This window comes from Microbacterium schleiferi (assembly GCF_038150145.1).
GTDB lineage: Bacteria > Actinomycetota > Actinomycetes > Actinomycetales > Microbacteriaceae > Microbacterium > Microbacterium schleiferi_B.
In genome coordinates, this window is record NZ_JBBWSA010000006.1 from 19,793 (window position 1) to 36,094 (window position 16,302).

Below are 16,302 nucleotides of genomic sequence, written 5' to 3' on the forward strand. Positions count from 1 at the left end.
CGATGACGATCCCGATCCGCCTGCCGCAACCCGGCCTGCGTCGCGTCGCCGTGCTCGGGGCTGGGAGCTGGGGCACCACCTTCGCGAAGATCCTTGCCGACGGGCAAGCGGATGTCGCCCTCTGGGCCCGGCGTCCTGAGCTGGCCCGCGAGATCTTCGAGTCCAAGCGCAACAGCGACTACCTCCCGGGAATCAACCTTCCGATGAACCTCTGGTCGAGCTCGCGCCTGCCCGATGTGATGGATGGCGCGGAGATCGTCTTCCTGTCGATTCCGAGTCAGTCGCTGCGGGAGAACCTGCGGATCGTGCGCGAACTGATTCCGCGAGACGCGATCGTCGTGAGCCTGATGAAGGGCGTCGAGAAGGGCACCCGCTTCCGGATGAGCGAGGTGATCCTGCAGGAGCTCGAGATCGACCAGAACCAGGTCGCGGTCGTGTCCGGACCCAACCTCGCGCTCGAGATCGCGAAGGAGCAGCCGACGGCGGCCGTGGTCTCCTCGAACGATCTCGCCACGGCCGCCTTCGTCGCCCAGGTCGCCACCAACCGCTACTTCCGCACCTTCGTCAACACCGATGTCGCCGGCACCGAGTTCGGCGGGGTGCTGAAGAACCTGATCGCGGTGGCGATCGGCATCGTCGACGGCGTCGGCTATGGCGAGAACACCAAGGCGTCGATCATCACCCGGGGGCTGGTCGAGATGACCGACTTCGCCGTGGCCTACGGCGGCCGTGCGGAGACCCTCGCCGGGCTCGCCGGCCTCGGCGATCTCATCGCGACCTGCGAGTCCCCGCTCTCGCGCAACAACACGGCGGGCAGGCTGCTCGGCCAGGGGCTCAGCTTCGATCAGGTTGTCGCCCAGATGAAGCAGACGGCAGAGGGCCTCGCCTCCGTCGCGCCGGTGCTCGAACTCGCCGAGGCGAAGGGCGTGGACATGCCGATCGTGCTCCAGGTCGCCCAAGTGCTCGCCGGCACCATGGCGCCGAAGGACATCGCACCGCATCTGACCACCGACAGCGACCAAGCCGCGATCCTGGTCGAGTAGGCGCCTGGCGTCGTCCCCGACGTTGCAGCCGGCACATCGAGCCGGGTCTGCTCAGGTCTCGTCGAGCAGTTCCGCCAGGCGCGCGAGCACGTGACCACGCGGGGCACCGTCATCGAATCGCACCGCGATGACATGCCCGCCGGCTGCCCGATTCGAATCCGGCTCGCGGAACCGCGCCGCAATCCGGCGAACCCGAACCCCCAAAGACTCCGGGGAGATGTCGGAGTCACCGCTCAGCCACTCCCTATGGGCAGCATTGTGCACCGCGACGACCGCCGCAGCGAACCCGGCCGCCAGGTCCGGGTCCCCCTCGGGAACAGTCCGCCGCAGGTACTGGACGAACAGCAGCTCATAGCGCCGGATGCTCAGGATCTCCCGGTCGCGCAGGCTGGGAACCGTACGAACGAGCGCATACCGCGCTCGCGCGACATCAGGGTCCGCGAGCAGCTGGCCGAGCGCGTACTCCGCGGCGTCGCAGATGACGGCATGAGGATCACCGGACGACCGTGCCAAGAGATCCTCGACCCCTTCAAGGAGGGTGTCGTGATCGGCGAACAGCACATCCACCTTCGAGCCATAACGTCGAAAGAAGGTTGCGCGGCTGATGCCGCTCGCTTCTGCGAGATCTTCAACGGTTGTCGCATCGAATCCCTTCTCGCGGAACACCCGAAGTGTCTCTCGGATCGTGGAGTCTCCCAGGGTGCTGTGCATGAGCCGAGAATACTCGCCCGAAACATCAGTTGACACTGGGTCTCGGTTGCCTAAGACTGAGTCTCTGACAGGATGGCGTGCGAGCAGTTTCGATGACGGACCGCTCCCCGCGGGGCTGATCCCGCACGGCGGGACCATCGCGCCAGTAGCGGGTGACCCGCTGGATGTCGGTAGACGTACGAAATCGACCAATGTAGATCGAGAGGACCAGGCGTGACGATCAAGAGCATCTACCCCGATATCGAAATCCCGGATGTGAGCGTCTATGACTTCATCTTCGGCAGCCTCACGGACGAGGAGTCCGCTCGCGTCGCCGTGGTCGACGGACCCAGTGGCGCATCACTGACCTATGCTGCACTGCGGCAGCAGGTCGACGCATTCGCCGGCGCACTCGCCGCCAGGGGCATCGGAGTCGGCGACGTCGTCGCGCTGCAGGCCCCGAACTCGCCCGCCTTTGTCACCGCCTTCCACGGGATCCTCCGCGCCGGGGCCACGGCGACGACGGTCAATGCGCTCTACACCCCCGAAGAGATCGCAAACCAGCTGACAGATTCCGGTGCGAAGCTGATCATCACCGTTTCGCCACTGCTGCCAGCGGTCGCCGCCGGTGCCGCCGCGGCAGGTTTCGAGCCCGATCAGATCATCGTGATGGATGGGGCCGAGGGCTATGCAAGTGCTGCCGATCTTCTGTCCTCGGGGCATCCCGCGCCGGACATCTCCTTCAGTCCCGCCACTCACCTCGCGGTGCTGCCCTACTCATCGGGGACGACGGGAAAGCCCAAGGGGGTGATGCTCACCCACCGCAACCTCGTCGCGAACGTTGCGCAGTCGTGGCCGTTGGTCGTGGTGTCAGCGGAGGACACGGTGTTGGCGGTCTTGCCCTTCTTCCACATCTACGGCATGACGGTGCTGTTGAACCTCTCTCTGAAGGCCAGAGCGCGGGTCGTCACCCAGCCCCGCTTCGACCTGCCGGAGTTCCTGCGCCTCATCCAGGATGAGAAGTGCACCTACGTGTTCATCGCACCACCCATCGCCGTCGCCCTCACGAAGCATCCCCTCGTGGACCAGTACGACCTCTCCAGCCTGGAGGTCATCCTCTCCGGCGCTGCGGCACTGGATGAGGCTCTCGGGCGTGCGCTCGAAAGCCGTTTGGGAGTGCGGGTCCTGCAAGGGTACGGGATGACCGAGATGAGCCCCATCTCGCATGTCATCCCCCGTGCCAGGGAGGACATCTCCGTCGGCTCGATCGGGTTGGCGGTGCCGAATGTTGAGACCAGGATTGTCGACACCATCACCGGCGACGAGGTCGACCTGCCCGACGCGGGCCTGTCGGAGCCTGGCGAGTTGCTCGTCAAAGGCCCCAACGTCATGGTCGGTTACCTCAACAACATGGAGGCGACCGAGACGACATTGGAGGCGGATGGGTTCCTCCACACCGGAGACGTGGCACGGATCGGCAGCGACGGCGCCGTGTGGATCGTCGACAGACTCAAGGAGCTCATCAAGTACAAGGGCTACCAGGTCGCTCCGGCGGAGCTTGAAGCGCTGCTGCTCACCCACCCCAGCATTGCCGATGTTGCCGTCATCGGATATCCGGACGAGGACGCGGGCGAGGTTCCGAAGGCGTTCGTCGTCGCCCAGCCCGATGTCGAGCTCACCGCACCCGAGGTCATGGCGTTCGTCGCGGAACACCTCGCACCGCACAAGAAGGTGAGGGTCGTGGAGTTCGTCGACTCCATCCCCAAGAGCACGTCTGGCAAGATCCTGCGCAACGAGTTGCGGGCGCGGGCGTCGTAGCGAACCCAGATCACGCAACGTCGTTGGGCGCTGCAGCCAGCTTGCGCCGGGCCAGCGGCCCCAGCCCGCTGGTCAGGAGCAAGGCACGCAGAGCAACGAACAGTTCCGCGGCATCTTGCGGTTTCATCACCGACTTCCCGGTCAACTCGGCGATGCGCCCGAGACGATGGAGCACTGTGTTGCGGTGGCAGTGCAACGCCTGCGCGCACGCGACCGTAGATCCATCAGCGGCGAACCACGTCTGAAGCGTCTCCAGCAGCACTCCAGCGTCATCCTCGTCCAGCTTCAACAAGGTGCCCAAAGCGCGGTCGCGCAACTCTGCTGCGTATCGGGGCTGTGCCGCGAGCATGGTGTCGATCGGGGCTGAACCGTATGCGTGGATTCCGGTGCTCGTCGGAGGTACGCACCTGAGCGCAAGCAGCGCCTGAGTGACGGCGGTCTGGGCATTCTCGAGCAGGACGAAAGGCAGACTGACCCCGATCCGCGACTGCACCGACCCGGCCATCAACTGCAGGGCTTCCACCACATCGGTGCCTGGGCTCCCGGCAAGCAGCCCGAGATACTTCGTCGTCGGCGCCATCGACGAGATTGCGAAGGATTCGGAGTCGAACCGCGATTTCGCGGGTCGCATACTGCCGATGAATGAGCACGGCGAAGAGCATGAGCGTCTCCGCCAGAGAGAATAGCCGCCGGTTTCCAGTTCGCTTTCCGTAAAGCTCGAGACAGCCTGCGAACAGGTTGAGATTCGTGGTGTCGAGCGGCACCCGCCCGGTCTGTGATGCGGCGCTGCTGCGGGCGAGGTCGACGAAGTGCTCCTCGAATGCTGCGCGCACGTCGTCGACACCTACCCAGGTGTCGAAGGCATGAGTCAAGAAGGCGACGTGACTCGCTGCGTTCGGGTTGCCGACGTCGAAGGCGCGTTCCGCCCGCTCCAGCAGCGTACCCTCAGGGATCACGTTGTCGCGCCACTCGCTGATCTCGATGATGAACTCGAGGTACCGGAGGAACTCGTCGTCGATGAGGTGGTCTCCGCCGTGGAAGCTCCAGAGCAGGTCGCTCCACACACCGTCGAGTTTGTGGATGATCGCGTCGAAGTCGTCCTTGGGCAGAGTCTCGTGAAAGAGCTTCTCCAGTCTCGCCTTGAAGTTCTCGAAGTCCGTGAGCGGCTTTCCCCGCGAATTCATCTTGATGTACAGCTCTTCGCCGGACGGCATGTCGTCGATGGGAAGAAGGTAGAAGGACACCGCTGGTTTCGACTCGTCCACGAGTCGCTCCCATGCGGAGTCGAGATCGATGTTCTCCGCGGTGATTCGCTCGTGGACCGCGTCAAGCATGTTCAACATCGATTGGATTGTCGGGTCATGCCGCCAGGCATGGAGATACCACGCTTGATCCGTGATCCACGTCTTCGGTGTGGAGAAGTCCTCGCCAGGGGAGTGCTCAGGCTTCACGAGCTCGCGGCAGAAGAGTTCGGCGCTGGCACGAGTCGCGTACTCGAACCGGAGGACCGCCGCGGCTTCGTGGAGTCGATCCGCTCGCGCGGCGATATACCAGTGAATGAGGAACAGGGTTGTGAGGCGCTGCTGTCCGTCGAGGGGTCGCAGAGTCCCGTCGCCAATCTCCCCATACACAAAATCGAGGTCAACAGCCTCGTCGCTTACGAGCGCTTCGATGAGGACGCCGAGGAAGTCTGCGCGGATGGCGTTGACATCGCGTTCGTCTCGGCCCTGCGCGTAGTCCCGCTGGATGAGCGGGATCTCGACACGCTTGATGGTGTCCGCGCCGGTCTCACCCGGCTGGAACATGCGGGCGAATGAGGTCTTGGTGCCTCGCATCTCGGTCACGCTGCAACCTCAGACGTCTGCAGGTACGGGGCGACGGCTTCGAGGATCGCCTTCAGATAGCTCTCGCGGTCGGCGGCTCCCCAGAAGTGAATCTGCTGGTCATCGGCATCGGTGTAGTACTTGAGAAACACGTTGCGGGTGCACGGCGGAATGTAGGAGCCTGCCTTGTCCCGAGCAAGAATCTCCCGGCGTTTGACCTCGAACGTCGAGTTACTCAGAGCACTGTTGTCACCGCTTGCCAGCAAGGCCAGGTTCGCCAGCGAGTGCACGTTCTCTCCCCGGCGAGTCGATTCGTCCGTGAGGGCATCCTCGACTGCGGCCTTCACCGCGTCGAAGCGGACGCCGACTCCATGCACCTGCTGCTCCGCGATCATCCCGAGCACGTCATCGATCTCGGAAAGTAGTTCGGCGCGGACGGCGCTCTCGAGCGTCGGCAGGTCCTCCACGACATCGCGCTGTAGGAGGAGCCACTCGCGCCAGATCTTCTCGTCGCGCCGGAGTTCCTTGGCGTTCTGCGCGTGGATGTGCTCCAGAGACCAGGAGCCGCGTGAGTGGGCGTTGAACGAGTACCGGGCAGTGTCGTCCTTACGAGCGCGAACTGTCTCCACATTCATCAGCAGCAATACCTCGCTACATTTCGCGCTCCTCGTGTCGTAATCCAGTGCGCCGAGGTCCTCCTCCGTCAGGTCGAGCACATCACGGATGCGGCCGTCGAGTGCCGCATGCAACTGCGGCTTGGTGAGTCCGTCGGCCAGATTCACGAGTTGCCCGAAGGTGTCGCTTCCAACCTGAATCAGGAATCCGACCTTGTGGAAGACTTGGCGGTCGTCGTACCAGCCGAGGATCAGCGAATGCAGCTTCACGACTCGGTCCCAGAATGCCTGCGCACCTGCGGTGATCTCGTTCCTCAGCGTTTCGAACGTGTAGTAGCGAGGGCGGTGCCGACCGGAAGGCCTCCCGCCGATCTGATCGGCGAGAGTGTCGAGGACGAGCCCGATGTGAGTTGCCTCGCTCTCGTGTCGGCCCGTGATGAACGACCAGACCTCCGGCGCGCGAAGTTCCCGCTCGAACTGATCCCACTGCGCCGCGATCTGCTCGCTCTTGTCTGAGTATCCAGGACGCGCGCGGCTGTTTGCCAACACGAGCGCCTTGACGAGTTCGGCGTCAGTCAACGGGATCCGCCCGACGTTCAGCCGGGTGAACAGGGTGATGGAGTCGAGATCTTGCGATGCCTCATACCAGATCACTTTGACCGAGTCGAAGAGGTAGCCGTAGAACTTATTGGCGACGTGCTGAGTGCGATGCTCCCACGCCTCGAACCATGAGCGGATCCGTTCGTACGCTCCGAAGATGTGGTGGAAGTCGATGTTCTCGTCGTTGTGGTCGGCCATCGGCGACCGTAGGAACTCTTGGCTACCGGGGCGTGTCTCGTACTCGATCGAGTAGCCAGCGCCGGCGCTTTGCAGCCCCTGATCCCGCATGTACTGGAAGATCAGGTACAGAGTGGTGAACCGCTGCTGGCCGTCGATGAGTTCCCACCGACCGTCGGCCATCTGCTTTACGACCACGGGCTGGAGGTAGTACGGCGCGCCGTTACTCTCCCAGATGTCTGCGAGGAGACGGTCCACCTCGTCAGGACCCCAACGGTAACCCCGCTGATAACCGGGAACGAAGAAGGCTCCTGTGACGTCACCGACTGCTCGCGGTTCAAGAATCGCATCCACATGTCCACGCTAGTGGAGCCCCCCGACGCTCGGTTGACCAGCTCGCCGACGAGAGGGGAGGCATTTGTGCGCGCTACCCGACCTTTGACTGCCTAGATCTCCGAAGCGTGGAGGGTTCGCTCAAGCAGCTCGTGCGCCGCTGTCCGAAAACCTGTCCGTTTACTGCCCGTAGCCGTCCGTAAACGTCCAGAGGTACACTGAGCCCCAGACGGCTACTGCCGCCTGGGGCTCAGTGAATTGCTGGTCTCAAGAACCGGAAGTGTGGCTCTGAGGGCCTCCCGGAATCAGACCCCGAAGTACAGCTCGTACTCGAACGGGTGAGGACGGGCGTTGATCGGCTGGATCTCGTTCTCGAACTTGTACTCGATCCAGGTCTCGATGAGCTCGGGCGTGAACACGTTGCCACGGAGCAGGAACTCGTGGTCGGCGCGCAGGGCGTCGAGCGAGTCCAGCAGCGAGTTCGGCACCTGCGGGATGAGCTTGGCCTCCTCGGGGGGCAGCTCGTAGAGGTCCTTGTCGACGGGCTCGTGCGGCTCGATGCGGTTGATGATGCCGTCGATGCCGGCCATCAACTGCGCAGCGAACGCGAGGTACGGGTTACCCGAGGAGTCGGGGGCGCGGAACTCGAGGCGCTTGGCCTTCGGGTTGGATCCGGTGATCGGGATGCGCACAGCTGCCGAACGGTTACCGGCCGAGTACACCAGGTTGACCGGAGCCTCGTAGCCCTTGACCAGACGCTTGTAGGAGTTGAGCGTCGGGTTGGTGAATGCGAGAACAGCCGGAGCGTGGGCGAGCAGGCCACCGATGTACCACCGAGCGGTGTCGGAGAGCTGTGCGTAGCCGGCCTCGTCGTAGAAGAGGGGCTTGCCCTCGAGCCACAGCGACTGATGGGTGTGCATACCCGAGCCGTTGTCGCCGAACAGCGGCTTGGGCATGAAGGTCGCAACCTTGCCCCACTGCTCAGCCACGTTCTTGACGATGTACTTGAACTTCAAGATGTCGTCGGCGGCGTGAACCATCGTGTCGAACTTGTAGTTGATTTCCTGCTGGCCACCGGTACCGACCTCGTGGTGGGCGCGCTCAAGCTCAAGGCCCGACTCGATCAGCCGCAGCGAGATGTCGTCACGCAGGTCAGCGGTCTTGTCGACGGGGGAGACGGGGAAGTAGCCGCCCTTGTACGGGGTCTTGTTTCCGAGGTTGCCGCCCTCTTCTTCGCGGCCCGTGTTCCAGGCACCCTCGGAGGAGTCCACGGAGTAGAAGCTAGAGTTCTGCTTCACCTCGTAGCGCACGTCGTCGAAGATGTAGAACTCAGCCTCCGGTGCAAAGTACGCGGTGTCCGCGATGCCGGTTGAGGCGAGGAACTTCTCTGCCTTCTTCGCGACCTGGCGCGGGTCCTTGTGGTAGATCTCGCCGGTGCGCGGGTTGTAGATGTCGAAGACCATGATCAGCGTCTTGGCGTCGCGGAACGGGTCGAGGTACGCCGTGGTGACATCCGGAATGAGCTGCATGTCCGACTCGTGGATGTTCGCGAATCCGCGGATCGAGGATCCATCGAACAGCTGGCCGACGGTGAAGAAGTCCTCGTCGACGGTGGATGCCGGAATGTTGAAGTGCTGCTGCACACCGGGGAGATCCGTGAAACGGATGTCGAGGAACTTGACGTCCTCGTCCTTGATGAACTTCAGCACCTCAGATGAATCTTTGAACATGAAGACTCCAGAGGTAGGGCGTGGTGATACCCGTGTCGGGTTTCCCAAAACGGTAGTCGGCAGGGATTGCCCTGCCGTGTCCCTATTGTTTCGGGCATGTTACGAGCCTGTCGAATCGACTCGCCCAGGTAGGCTCGTTCGGTGACCTCAGTTGCCCAGGACTACCCCGGCAAACGGCTCGGACTTCCGGAGTCTGGGCCCGGATCGATGGGTCGACTCGGTCGCCGAGTCGGTGCACTGTGCATCGACTACGGCGCGGCGTACCTGATTTCCGGGTTCTTCGGATGGGACCCGCTCGCCATTCTGGGAATCTTCGCGCTCATTCAGATCGCCTTCCTGCCGACGCTGCAGGGCAGCCCCGGTCACCGGATCTTCGGGTTGACGCTCCAGCGCGTAGACGGGGGCTGGGTCGGCCTGTGGCGACCGGTGATTCGCACGCTGCTGTTGATCGTTGTGATCCCGGCAGTGATCTGGGATGCCGATCAGCGAGGGCTGCACGACAAGGCTGCCGGCACGGTTCTGCTTCGCAGCCGCTGAGGCGGGGGCACGTCCGTGGGTTCGACGCTCCGCGGGCTGTCAGGGATCAGCGCGGACGCGGTGCCCTGACCTTGGTCGGGTCGATGCCCTTCGGAATCGGAAGCGACGTGAGCGACTGCGAAACCGAGTCAACTCGCTTGATGACGGCGGCCATCGTTGCGCGGTCGATCTTCTTGGGGAGCTTCTTGATCCGGGTTGCGAGCTGCGAGATCGGCACATCGTCATCACCGTGCCCGACGTAGATCACTGTCAGCGGTACACCGGATGCCACACGCTGAACCTTCTGACGCTCGTCGTTGACCAGCCGAGTCAGTCGTCCGCGTGAACCCTCGCCAATGATGACGACGCCGCCGCGACCAATGACGCGATAAACCGCTTCCTGCGTCTTGGGGTTGACGCCCACGGGGTTCTCGTTAGCCTGCCACGAACGGCCGAGTGAGGTGGAGATCACGTGGCCGGTGGCCCCGGGGACGCCGTCGATGCGCTTGTACATCGCGCGTGTCGACAGTCGCGTCGTCAGGGTCAGGCCCATCAGCACGCCGAAGAGAAGCCCGGTGACACCCCAGAGGATGATGCTCCAGACCGCGACCGGCGGGATGAGGAACCCGACTCCGACGCCGAGGGCGGCGCCTGCGAGCACGACACCGACGAGCATCCAGGGAAGACCGCGGTAGGTCTGCTGCGTGAACGTATACAGGGTACGAAGCTGCGAGAAGAAGCCGGGCCTTTTCTCCGGTGAGGACGCGCGTGCTGCCATCCCTCCAGCGTACCCGGGCGGGAAGTGCCGTATGCATTGCTGCGTACGGCAGCCGATCCCCGAGCGCTCTCCTCCCCAGGCCATGCTTGGGCTCGTCAGTCCCCGCACCGGATGGGCCTTGGCTGGGCCGCCGCCGCTTCCGCTCAGGCTGGGGGCATGAGTGATGCAATGCCCGGGTGGGCGGATGATCCGCTCCTGATCGCGTTCACACCGCTGCGCCGTGTGACAACGAGAGAGTCGCCCTACGCGGGAACCCTCGTACGCAGCCCGGCGGGCGTTCACCTACTGATCGATCCTGAACAGGTGCCTGCGGGCGAGCTGTTCTGGACGCCGCAGGAGGACACGCACGTGCTGCGCGCACTGGATGTCGTACACATGGGTACGTCCCGCTCTGAAGCCGCCGCTGGCGCACTGGTCGAAGCGTGTCGCGAGCCCCTCGAAACGTACCTTGAGGTGCGGGACGGCCTACGATCGCCTCTTACGGAACCGGAGTGTGCCACCATCATGATCAGCCTGTTGCGCGGGGCGTACGAGCTGCGTGTTGCAGCTGGGAAGGATCTCGGCGGAGCATGGTGGCTGTCCGGCTCCGCCAGGCCCGTCTTCGCCCTCGGGCCCGGCGCGGAACCCGCTCGGGAGAGCGCATGCCGCATCCTGAACCGACTTCCGCTCGATGATGCGCGGGGTGGCTCCGTCCGGGATGCCATCGTGGCTGTCTTGCGAGCCGATGACCACCGCGCAGGTGGCTTCGATGCCTGTGAGCGAGCCGTGTTCGAGTGGGTCGAGCCCGGGCCGCTTCGTCCGTCGTCCGAAGCCCCGGCCACTGTGCGGCTGGTTCCGAGCCCGGCTGTGGTTGAGCCCCACCTGCGGGCCGAGTCGCGGGTCGTGCCGCCTGATGAGCCTGGTGCCTTCGATCGGCTCGTGCGCGGTGGCGATGGCGGATGGCATGAGACTCTCGCGGACGTGGCTGCCTCTGCCCGTGGCGCTCTGCGTTCATTTCGACGTGGCCCGAGAGCGGGGCGCCCTGTCGGGCGGGGGCGGCTGGTCATTGGTGCTGTTGCCGTAGGCGTGGTCCTGGCTATTGCTGTCACGGTCCTGGCGCCTGATGCGCGCAGTGCGCCAGCAGAAGGTGCACCGACCGGAGATGTCATCTCGCCGGATACCGGCGAAACCGCTTCGTCCGACTCCCACATCGAGGCGGACGCGCCTGATCTGCCTCGCGTGGCGGGCGTCATCCTCGACGCCATGTCGACGTGTGCCGGGGATGCCGCCTGCGTCGGGACGGTCGCCGAGCGTGGGGATGTGGCATTCGCTACCGGCGCCGCCGCCGCTCCTGCAGCTCTTCGGAACCTTCATCTGGTCGACGAGTACGGGGATGTCGCGGTCGTTCGCGCCGAGGCCGACGGCTTTCCGCCGCAGCTCGTTGTGATTGCACGTCACGACGACAAATGGCTGCTGCGTGAGGTTCTCGACCTCACGCAGCAGCCATCTGCGTAGTGCTGGTACGTTCTTGCCGGCTCGACGCCGATCCCGTCAGATGCCGAGATCGCCGGCGAAGTCTGCCTCTTCGAGGCGCGCCTTCACGGCACCGAGGAAGCGGGCCGCATCCGCACCGTCAATGATCCGGTGGTCGTACGACAGGGCGAGGTAGACATACGAGCGAACGGAGATCGCATCCTTTCCGTCAACCTGCACGACACCGGGTCGCTTGACGACAGTGCCGGTGCCGAGGATCGCGGACTGCGGCAAGAAAACGACCGGCGTGTCAAACAGCGCGCCACGGGATCCCGTGTTGGTCAGCGTGAACGTGCCGCCGGCCAGCTCGTCGGGCTTGAGCTTGTTGTCGCGCGTCCGGGCCGCGAGATCGGCGATCTCGTGAGCGATCTGAGCGAGGTTCTTTGTTGCTGCATCACGCAGTACGGGAGTCAGCAGGCCCCGCTCGGTGTCGACGGCAATCGAGAGGTTCTCGGTTGCCGGGTAGACGATCGAACCCTCGTCGACGGTCGCGTTGATGACGGGGTACGCCTGCAGAGCCTCGGCGGCTGCCAGCGCGAAGAAGGGCAGGAATGAGAGTTTGTCGCCCGTCTTCTTCTGGAAGTCGCCCTTCACCGCGTCGCGGAATGCCGCAACCTTGGTGATGTCGACCTCGACCACGGTGGTGAGCTGAGCCGTCGACTGCATCGACGCGACAGCGCGCTCGGAGAGAACCTTGCGCAGTCGCGACATCGGTTGCGTGGTGCCACGGAGCTCAGAAACCTCCCGAGCAGCACGCTTAGGCGCAGCAGTTGCGGGCGCGGGCGTTGCTGCCGACTCGGCAGCTGCCAGGACGTCCTCCTTGCGGACCCGTCCGCCGACGCCGCTTCCCTTGACCGTCGAGAGGTCGACGCCCTTCTCCTGCGCGAGCTTGCGAACGAGCGGGGTCACATACGTCTTGCCGTCGCCGTCAGACTCGGGCGCAGCTTCGTCGGCGGCTGCCTCGGTCACTTCGGACGAGGTCGCGGGGGTCTCTGCCGTGTGGCTCGGCGCTGCGGGCTTCTCGGGCTCAGCCGCAGGCTTCTCGGCGGCGGGTTCCGGCGTCGGCTCAGGAGCGGGTGTGGGCTCTGGGGCGGACTGCTGCGCGGCACCGTCACCGATTCGGGCGAGCGTCGCACCGACCGAAACCGTCTCGTCTTCTCGTACGAGAATCTCCTGCAGCGTTCCCGCGACAGGGGAGGGGATCTCGGTGTCGACCTTGTCGGTGGAGATCTCCAGCAGCGGCTCGTCGACCTCGACGGTGTCGCCAACGGCCTTCAGCCAGCGGGTCACCGTGCCTTCGGTCACGCTTTCACCGAGCTCGGGCAGGACGACGTCCTTGCCCTCGCCGGACGGAGCGGCCTGCGCTGCGGGAGCGGGTGCAGGTGCGGGCTCTTCGGCCGGGGCGGGCTCGGGCTCGGGAGCCGACTCCTGCGGCGCCTGCTCGGCGGGAGCCTCCTCGGCGGGAGCGTCCGACGAGGGTGCGGATGAGCCGTCACCGATCTTCGCCAGGATCGCGCCGACCTCGACGGTCTCGTCCTCGTCAACGAGGATCTCCTCGATCACGCCAGATACGGGAGAGGGGATCTCGGTGTCGACCTTGTCGGTCGAGATCTCGAGAAGCCCTTCATCGGCCTGAACTGTGTCTCCCACTTTCTTGAGCCAGCGGGTCACCGTTCCCTCCGTAACACTCTCGCCGAGTGCGGGGAGGACCACGGAAGTGCTCATGAGTTTGTCTCCTTCAGGATGCCGATGTCGTTTCCAGCTTAGTGATTCTGCGGGGGCGGTCGTCAGATCGCATGTAGTGGCTTGCCCGAGAGCAGCAAGAGCGCTTCGCCGAGCGCCTCGCTCTGTGTCGGATGGGCGTGAATGAGGGGGGCGACGTCTTCGGGGTGCGCGTCCCAGCCCACGAGCAACTGTCCTTCGGTGATGAGCTCGCCGACGCGATCGCCGACGAGGTGCACACCCAGGACCGGGCCTTCGCGCCGCCGCACGACCCGCGCAAATCCGGTGGTTCCCAAGATCTCGCTCTTGGCGTTCGCTGCCAGTGGGATCTCCGCGACCTGAACGGCATCCTCACCGAACCGTTCGACCGCCGCCGCTGTCGTGAGCCCAACGGAAGCTACCTCCGGACTCGAGTACGCGACGCGCGGAACGGAGTTGTCGTCGAGCGGGGCGACGGACAGCCCGGCGATCCGCTCCGCCACAGCGATGCCGTGAGCGAAGCCGCGATGGGCAAGTTGTGGCCCTCGAACGATGTCACCCACTGCCCAGATGTGCGGTGCGGTCGTGCGCAGCTCGGCATCCGTCACGACGAACCCGGCAGTGAGTTCAACGCCAGCTTCCTCGAAGCCGAGGTCAGCGGTAGCCGGAACTCGGCCCGCCGCAACCAGAACGTAGTCGGCGGTGCGGGTCGAACCATCCGACAGGGTCACCGTGACGTGATCGTCGCTCGCGTCGACACCCGTGCACGAGACTCCAAAGGTCGCCGTGATCCCTCGCTTGCGGAACGCCCGGAGCAGCGCAGCGCTGCTGGCTTCGTCTTCTGAGGGGAGCAGGCGCGCGAGCGGCTCGATGATCGTCACCTCTGCCCCGAACGAGCGCCAGATGCTGGCGAACTCGACACCGATGACGCCGCCGCCGAGGATGAGGACGGATGACGGCACCTCGTCGAGCTCGAGCGCGGTGTCGCTGCTCAACACCCGCCCGCCGAGAGGCACATCGGCAAGCTCGCGGGTGCGCCCGCCAGTGGCAAGGATGATGTCGGATGCCGACAGGGTGCGGTCTCCCACCCGAACCTTCAGACCGGGCTCGAGATACCCGTCACCGGTCACGGTGACGACACCGCGCGCGGTAAGAAGTCCGGTGAGTCCTGCGTGCTTCTTGCTGACGATCTTGCGACGGTAGTCGTGGACCGCGGCCATATCGATGGCATCAAGGCTCGCGCTCACGCCGTGGTGCCGAGCGTTCCGCACCACATCGGCGACTTCTCCGGAGTGCAGCAACGCTTTCGTGGGGACGCAACCGCGGTGAAGGCATGTCCCGCCCACCTGGTCTCGCTCGACCAGAGCAACCGTTCGTCCGAGTTCCCGGGCGCGCAACGCTGCCGCGTAGCCTCCGGAGCCGCCGCCGAGCACAACGATGTCGAAGGCGTCCTCGCTCATCGGCCGGCCTCGTTGAGGACGAACTCGATGAGGCTCCGGGTCGTCGCGGCGGTCGGGCCCTTGTCGGTAAAGGCGAAGGGGGCGCCCTTGTTCATGCCGACACCGGCGATATCGAGATGAACCCACGGGATCCGGGATCCGCTGCCGTCGGTGTTGTCGCGTGTTCCGACGAAATGACGAAGGAACAGACCAGCGAAGAGGGATCCTCCCGCGGGGTCACCGACCTTTGCATTACGAAGATCCGCGATGGGGGAGTCGAGCTCATCGACCATGTGGTCGGGAAGGGGCATCTGCCAGGCGAGTTCGTTGACACGATCCGCTGCAGCAAGGTATCGGGCGACGGCGTCGTCATCGCCCATGACACCTGCGTGCCGCGTTCCAAGCGCTGTGGTGATCGCACCAGTGAGGGTTGCCACATCGACGATGAGGTCGGGGTGCTCGCGGCTCGCCGCGACAAGGCCGTCGGCAAGGACCAGCCGGCCTTCGGCATCCGTGTTCAGCACCTCGACCGTCGTGCCATCGGCGATGCGAAGGACGTCGCCCGGGCGCGTCGCCGTTCCCGAGGGCATGTTCTCGGCCAGACACAGCCACGCCGACACGCGCACGGGAGCGCCGATCTCGGCGACGGCGCGAAGCACAGCAAGGACCGTGGCAGCGCCGCACATGTCGTACTTCATGTCGACCATGCCGGCGGCGGGTTTGAGCGAGAGCCCACCGGAGTCGAACGTGATGCCCTTGCCGACCAGAGCAACGTGACGCGTCGCGCCGTCCGGCGCATACTCGGCGCGAACCAGGCGTGGTGGGCGAACCGACCCGCGACCGACACCAAGGATGCCACCGAACCCGCCGGCCGCCAGATCGGTTTCGTCCCACACCTGGACTGTTGCCGGGAGGCCTGTCAGCAGGTCGCTGGCAACCTCAGCCATGTCAGCAGGGCCGAGGGCATCGGCGGGGGTGGTCACGAGATCCTTCACAAGTGCGACTGCCTCGATCACCGCGCGCACTCGTGCCGCATCCTCGGGCGGAACCGCCGCCGCAGCGTGAACGACGACACGCGTCGCGCGGGGCTTCGGTGGCTCTTTCTTGAAGCTCGCGAAGCTATAGCCGCCGAGACCTGCGCCCTCGGCGGCTGCGAGCGCCGCATCCGCAGTCTGATGGAACGGCAGAGCCACCGCGACAGTGGCGAACCCGGTCAGAGTGCGACTTCCAACACCGACAGCGTTGCGAACGGATGCCGCGTCCCGACCCGCACCGCTGCCGACGACGGCAACGGGGTGAGCGAACAGCTGCGGAACCGCCACTCGGGCATACGATCCCGCCGCGCCTGTGAACCCGATCGACTCCAGGCTCTCGCGCAGTCCGGGAAGGGATTCCCACTCGTCGCCAGCGGTTGCGGAAACGAGGGGGATCACCATCACCACCGCGTCTGCGTCGTGTTCGGTAACCGGGGCTTCGCTGAATTCGACGACAGGACTGGCCATGTATTCATCCTAGGTCGGGGCATGTT

General features: G+C 64.9%; 12 protein-coding genes and 1 pseudogene. 4 read left to right on the forward strand and 9 right to left on the reverse strand.

All coding sequences use genetic code 11. From position 1 onward, the window contains the following. Window positions 1–2: 2 nt before the first annotated feature. The gene (locus tag AADH62_RS07920) at window positions 3–1,043 is read left to right on the forward strand and encodes an NAD(P)H-dependent glycerol-3-phosphate dehydrogenase (protein WP_341578965.1); all 1,041 of its coding nucleotides are present in this window, start codon (window positions 3–5) and stop codon (window positions 1,041–1,043) included. A 51-nt stretch (window positions 1,044–1,094) separates the two neighbouring features. Here the strand turns inward: AADH62_RS07920 and AADH62_RS07925 are convergent, their stop codons facing one another. Further along, window positions 1,095–1,754 carry a TetR family transcriptional regulator gene (locus AADH62_RS07925; RefSeq protein WP_341578966.1) on the reverse strand — a complete coding sequence of 220 codons (660 nt, stop codon included), beginning with the start codon at window positions 1,752–1,754 and terminating at the stop codon, window positions 1,095–1,097. A 213-nt stretch (window positions 1,755–1,967) separates the two neighbouring features. Here AADH62_RS07925 and AADH62_RS07930 point away from each other — a divergent pair, with 213 nt between their 5' ends. Then, window positions 1,968–3,551 (forward strand): AMP-binding protein, encoded by a 1,584-nt coding sequence (locus AADH62_RS07930; protein ID WP_341578967.1) that lies wholly within the window; start codon window positions 1,968–1,970, stop codon window positions 3,549–3,551. A gap of 10 nt (window positions 3,552–3,561) precedes the next feature. Here the strand turns inward: AADH62_RS07930 and AADH62_RS07935 are convergent, their stop codons facing one another. The 4 genes and pseudogenes from AADH62_RS07935 to glnA form a co-directional block, all read right to left on the reverse strand. Further along, window positions 3,562–4,131 (reverse strand): PucR family transcriptional regulator, encoded by a 570-nt coding sequence (locus tag AADH62_RS07935; protein WP_341578968.1) that lies wholly within the window; start codon window positions 4,129–4,131, stop codon window positions 3,562–3,564. Between the two features lie 610 nt (window positions 4,132–4,741). Next, window positions 4,742–5,386: pseudogene (locus tag AADH62_RS14585) on the reverse strand (DUF262 domain-containing protein); the annotation flags it as partial. A gap of 5 nt (window positions 5,387–5,391) precedes the next feature. Continuing rightward, on the reverse strand, window positions 5,392–7,119 hold the full coding sequence (locus tag AADH62_RS07945) for a DUF262 domain-containing protein (protein WP_341578970.1): 1,728 nt from the start codon (window positions 7,117–7,119) through the stop codon (window positions 5,392–5,394). A 284-nt stretch (window positions 7,120–7,403) separates the two neighbouring features. Continuing rightward, the gene (glnA, locus tag AADH62_RS07950; protein WP_228178865.1) at window positions 7,404–8,828 is read right to left on the reverse strand and encodes a type I glutamate--ammonia ligase; all 1,425 of its coding nucleotides are present in this window, start codon (window positions 8,826–8,828) and stop codon (window positions 7,404–7,406) included. Between the two features lie 141 nt (window positions 8,829–8,969). Between glnA and AADH62_RS07955 the strand changes: the two genes are divergently transcribed. Continuing rightward, window positions 8,970–9,365, forward strand: a complete 396-nt coding sequence (locus AADH62_RS07955) for an RDD family protein (RefSeq protein WP_228178864.1) — start codon at window positions 8,970–8,972, stop codon at window positions 9,363–9,365. A gap of 46 nt (window positions 9,366–9,411) precedes the next feature. Here AADH62_RS07955 and AADH62_RS07960 read toward each other — a convergent pair whose 3' ends face one another. Then, window positions 9,412–10,122 carry a DUF4191 domain-containing protein gene (locus AADH62_RS07960; protein ID WP_292726371.1) on the reverse strand — a complete coding sequence of 237 codons (711 nt, stop codon included), beginning with the start codon at window positions 10,120–10,122 and terminating at the stop codon, window positions 9,412–9,414. Between the two features lie 156 nt (window positions 10,123–10,278). Here AADH62_RS07960 and AADH62_RS07965 point away from each other — a divergent pair, with 156 nt between their 5' ends. Beyond that, window positions 10,279–11,616, forward strand: coding sequence for a hypothetical protein (locus AADH62_RS07965; RefSeq protein WP_341578971.1), 1,338 nt, complete (start codon window positions 10,279–10,281; stop codon window positions 11,614–11,616). A 36-nt stretch (window positions 11,617–11,652) separates the two neighbouring features. Here AADH62_RS07965 and sucB read toward each other — a convergent pair whose 3' ends face one another. The 3 genes from sucB to AADH62_RS07980 form a co-directional block, all read right to left on the reverse strand. Beyond that, window positions 11,653–13,359, reverse strand: coding sequence for a 2-oxoglutarate dehydrogenase, E2 component, dihydrolipoamide succinyltransferase (gene sucB, locus AADH62_RS07970; RefSeq protein WP_341578972.1), 1,707 nt, complete (start codon window positions 13,357–13,359; stop codon window positions 11,653–11,655). Window positions 13,360–13,421: 62 nt separating this feature from the next. After that, entirely contained in the window at window positions 13,422–14,795 is a 1,374-nt protein-coding gene (lpdA, locus tag AADH62_RS07975; RefSeq protein ID WP_341578973.1) for a dihydrolipoyl dehydrogenase, read from the reverse strand. Beyond that, on the reverse strand, window positions 14,792–16,276 hold the full coding sequence (locus tag AADH62_RS07980; protein WP_341578974.1) for a leucyl aminopeptidase: 1,485 nt from the start codon (window positions 16,274–16,276) through the stop codon (window positions 14,792–14,794). Before AADH62_RS07980 ends, lpdA begins: the two co-directional genes overlap by 4 nt. Window positions 16,277–16,302 lie beyond the last annotated feature (26 nt).

Coding starts and splice junctions, on each gene's coding strand:
- AADH62_RS07920 (WP_341578965.1), top strand. CDS start 3: ATGACGATCCCGATCCGCCTGCCGCAACCCGGCCTGCGTCGCGTCGCC.
- AADH62_RS07925 (WP_341578966.1), bottom strand. CDS start 1,754: ATGCACAGCACCCTGGGAGACTCCACGATCCGAGAGACACTTCGGGTG.
- AADH62_RS07935 (WP_341578968.1), bottom strand. CDS start 4,131: ATGGCGCCGACGACGAAGTATCTCGGGCTGCTTGCCGGGAGCCCAGGC.
- glnA (WP_228178865.1), bottom strand. CDS start 8,828: ATGTTCAAAGATTCATCTGAGGTGCTGAAGTTCATCAAGGACGAGGAC.
- AADH62_RS07960 (WP_292726371.1), bottom strand. CDS start 10,122: ATGGCAGCACGCGCGTCCTCACCGGAGAAAAGGCCCGGCTTCTTCTCG.
- AADH62_RS07965 (WP_341578971.1), top strand. CDS start 10,279: ATGAGTGATGCAATGCCCGGGTGGGCGGATGATCCGCTCCTGATCGCG.
- sucB (WP_341578972.1), bottom strand. CDS start 13,359: ATGAGCACTTCCGTGGTCCTCCCCGCACTCGGCGAGAGTGTTACGGAG.
- lpdA (WP_341578973.1), bottom strand. CDS start 14,795: ATGAGCGAGGACGCCTTCGACATCGTTGTGCTCGGCGGCGGCTCCGGA.
- AADH62_RS07980 (WP_341578974.1), bottom strand. CDS start 16,276: ATGGCCAGTCCTGTCGTCGAATTCAGCGAAGCCCCGGTTACCGAACAC.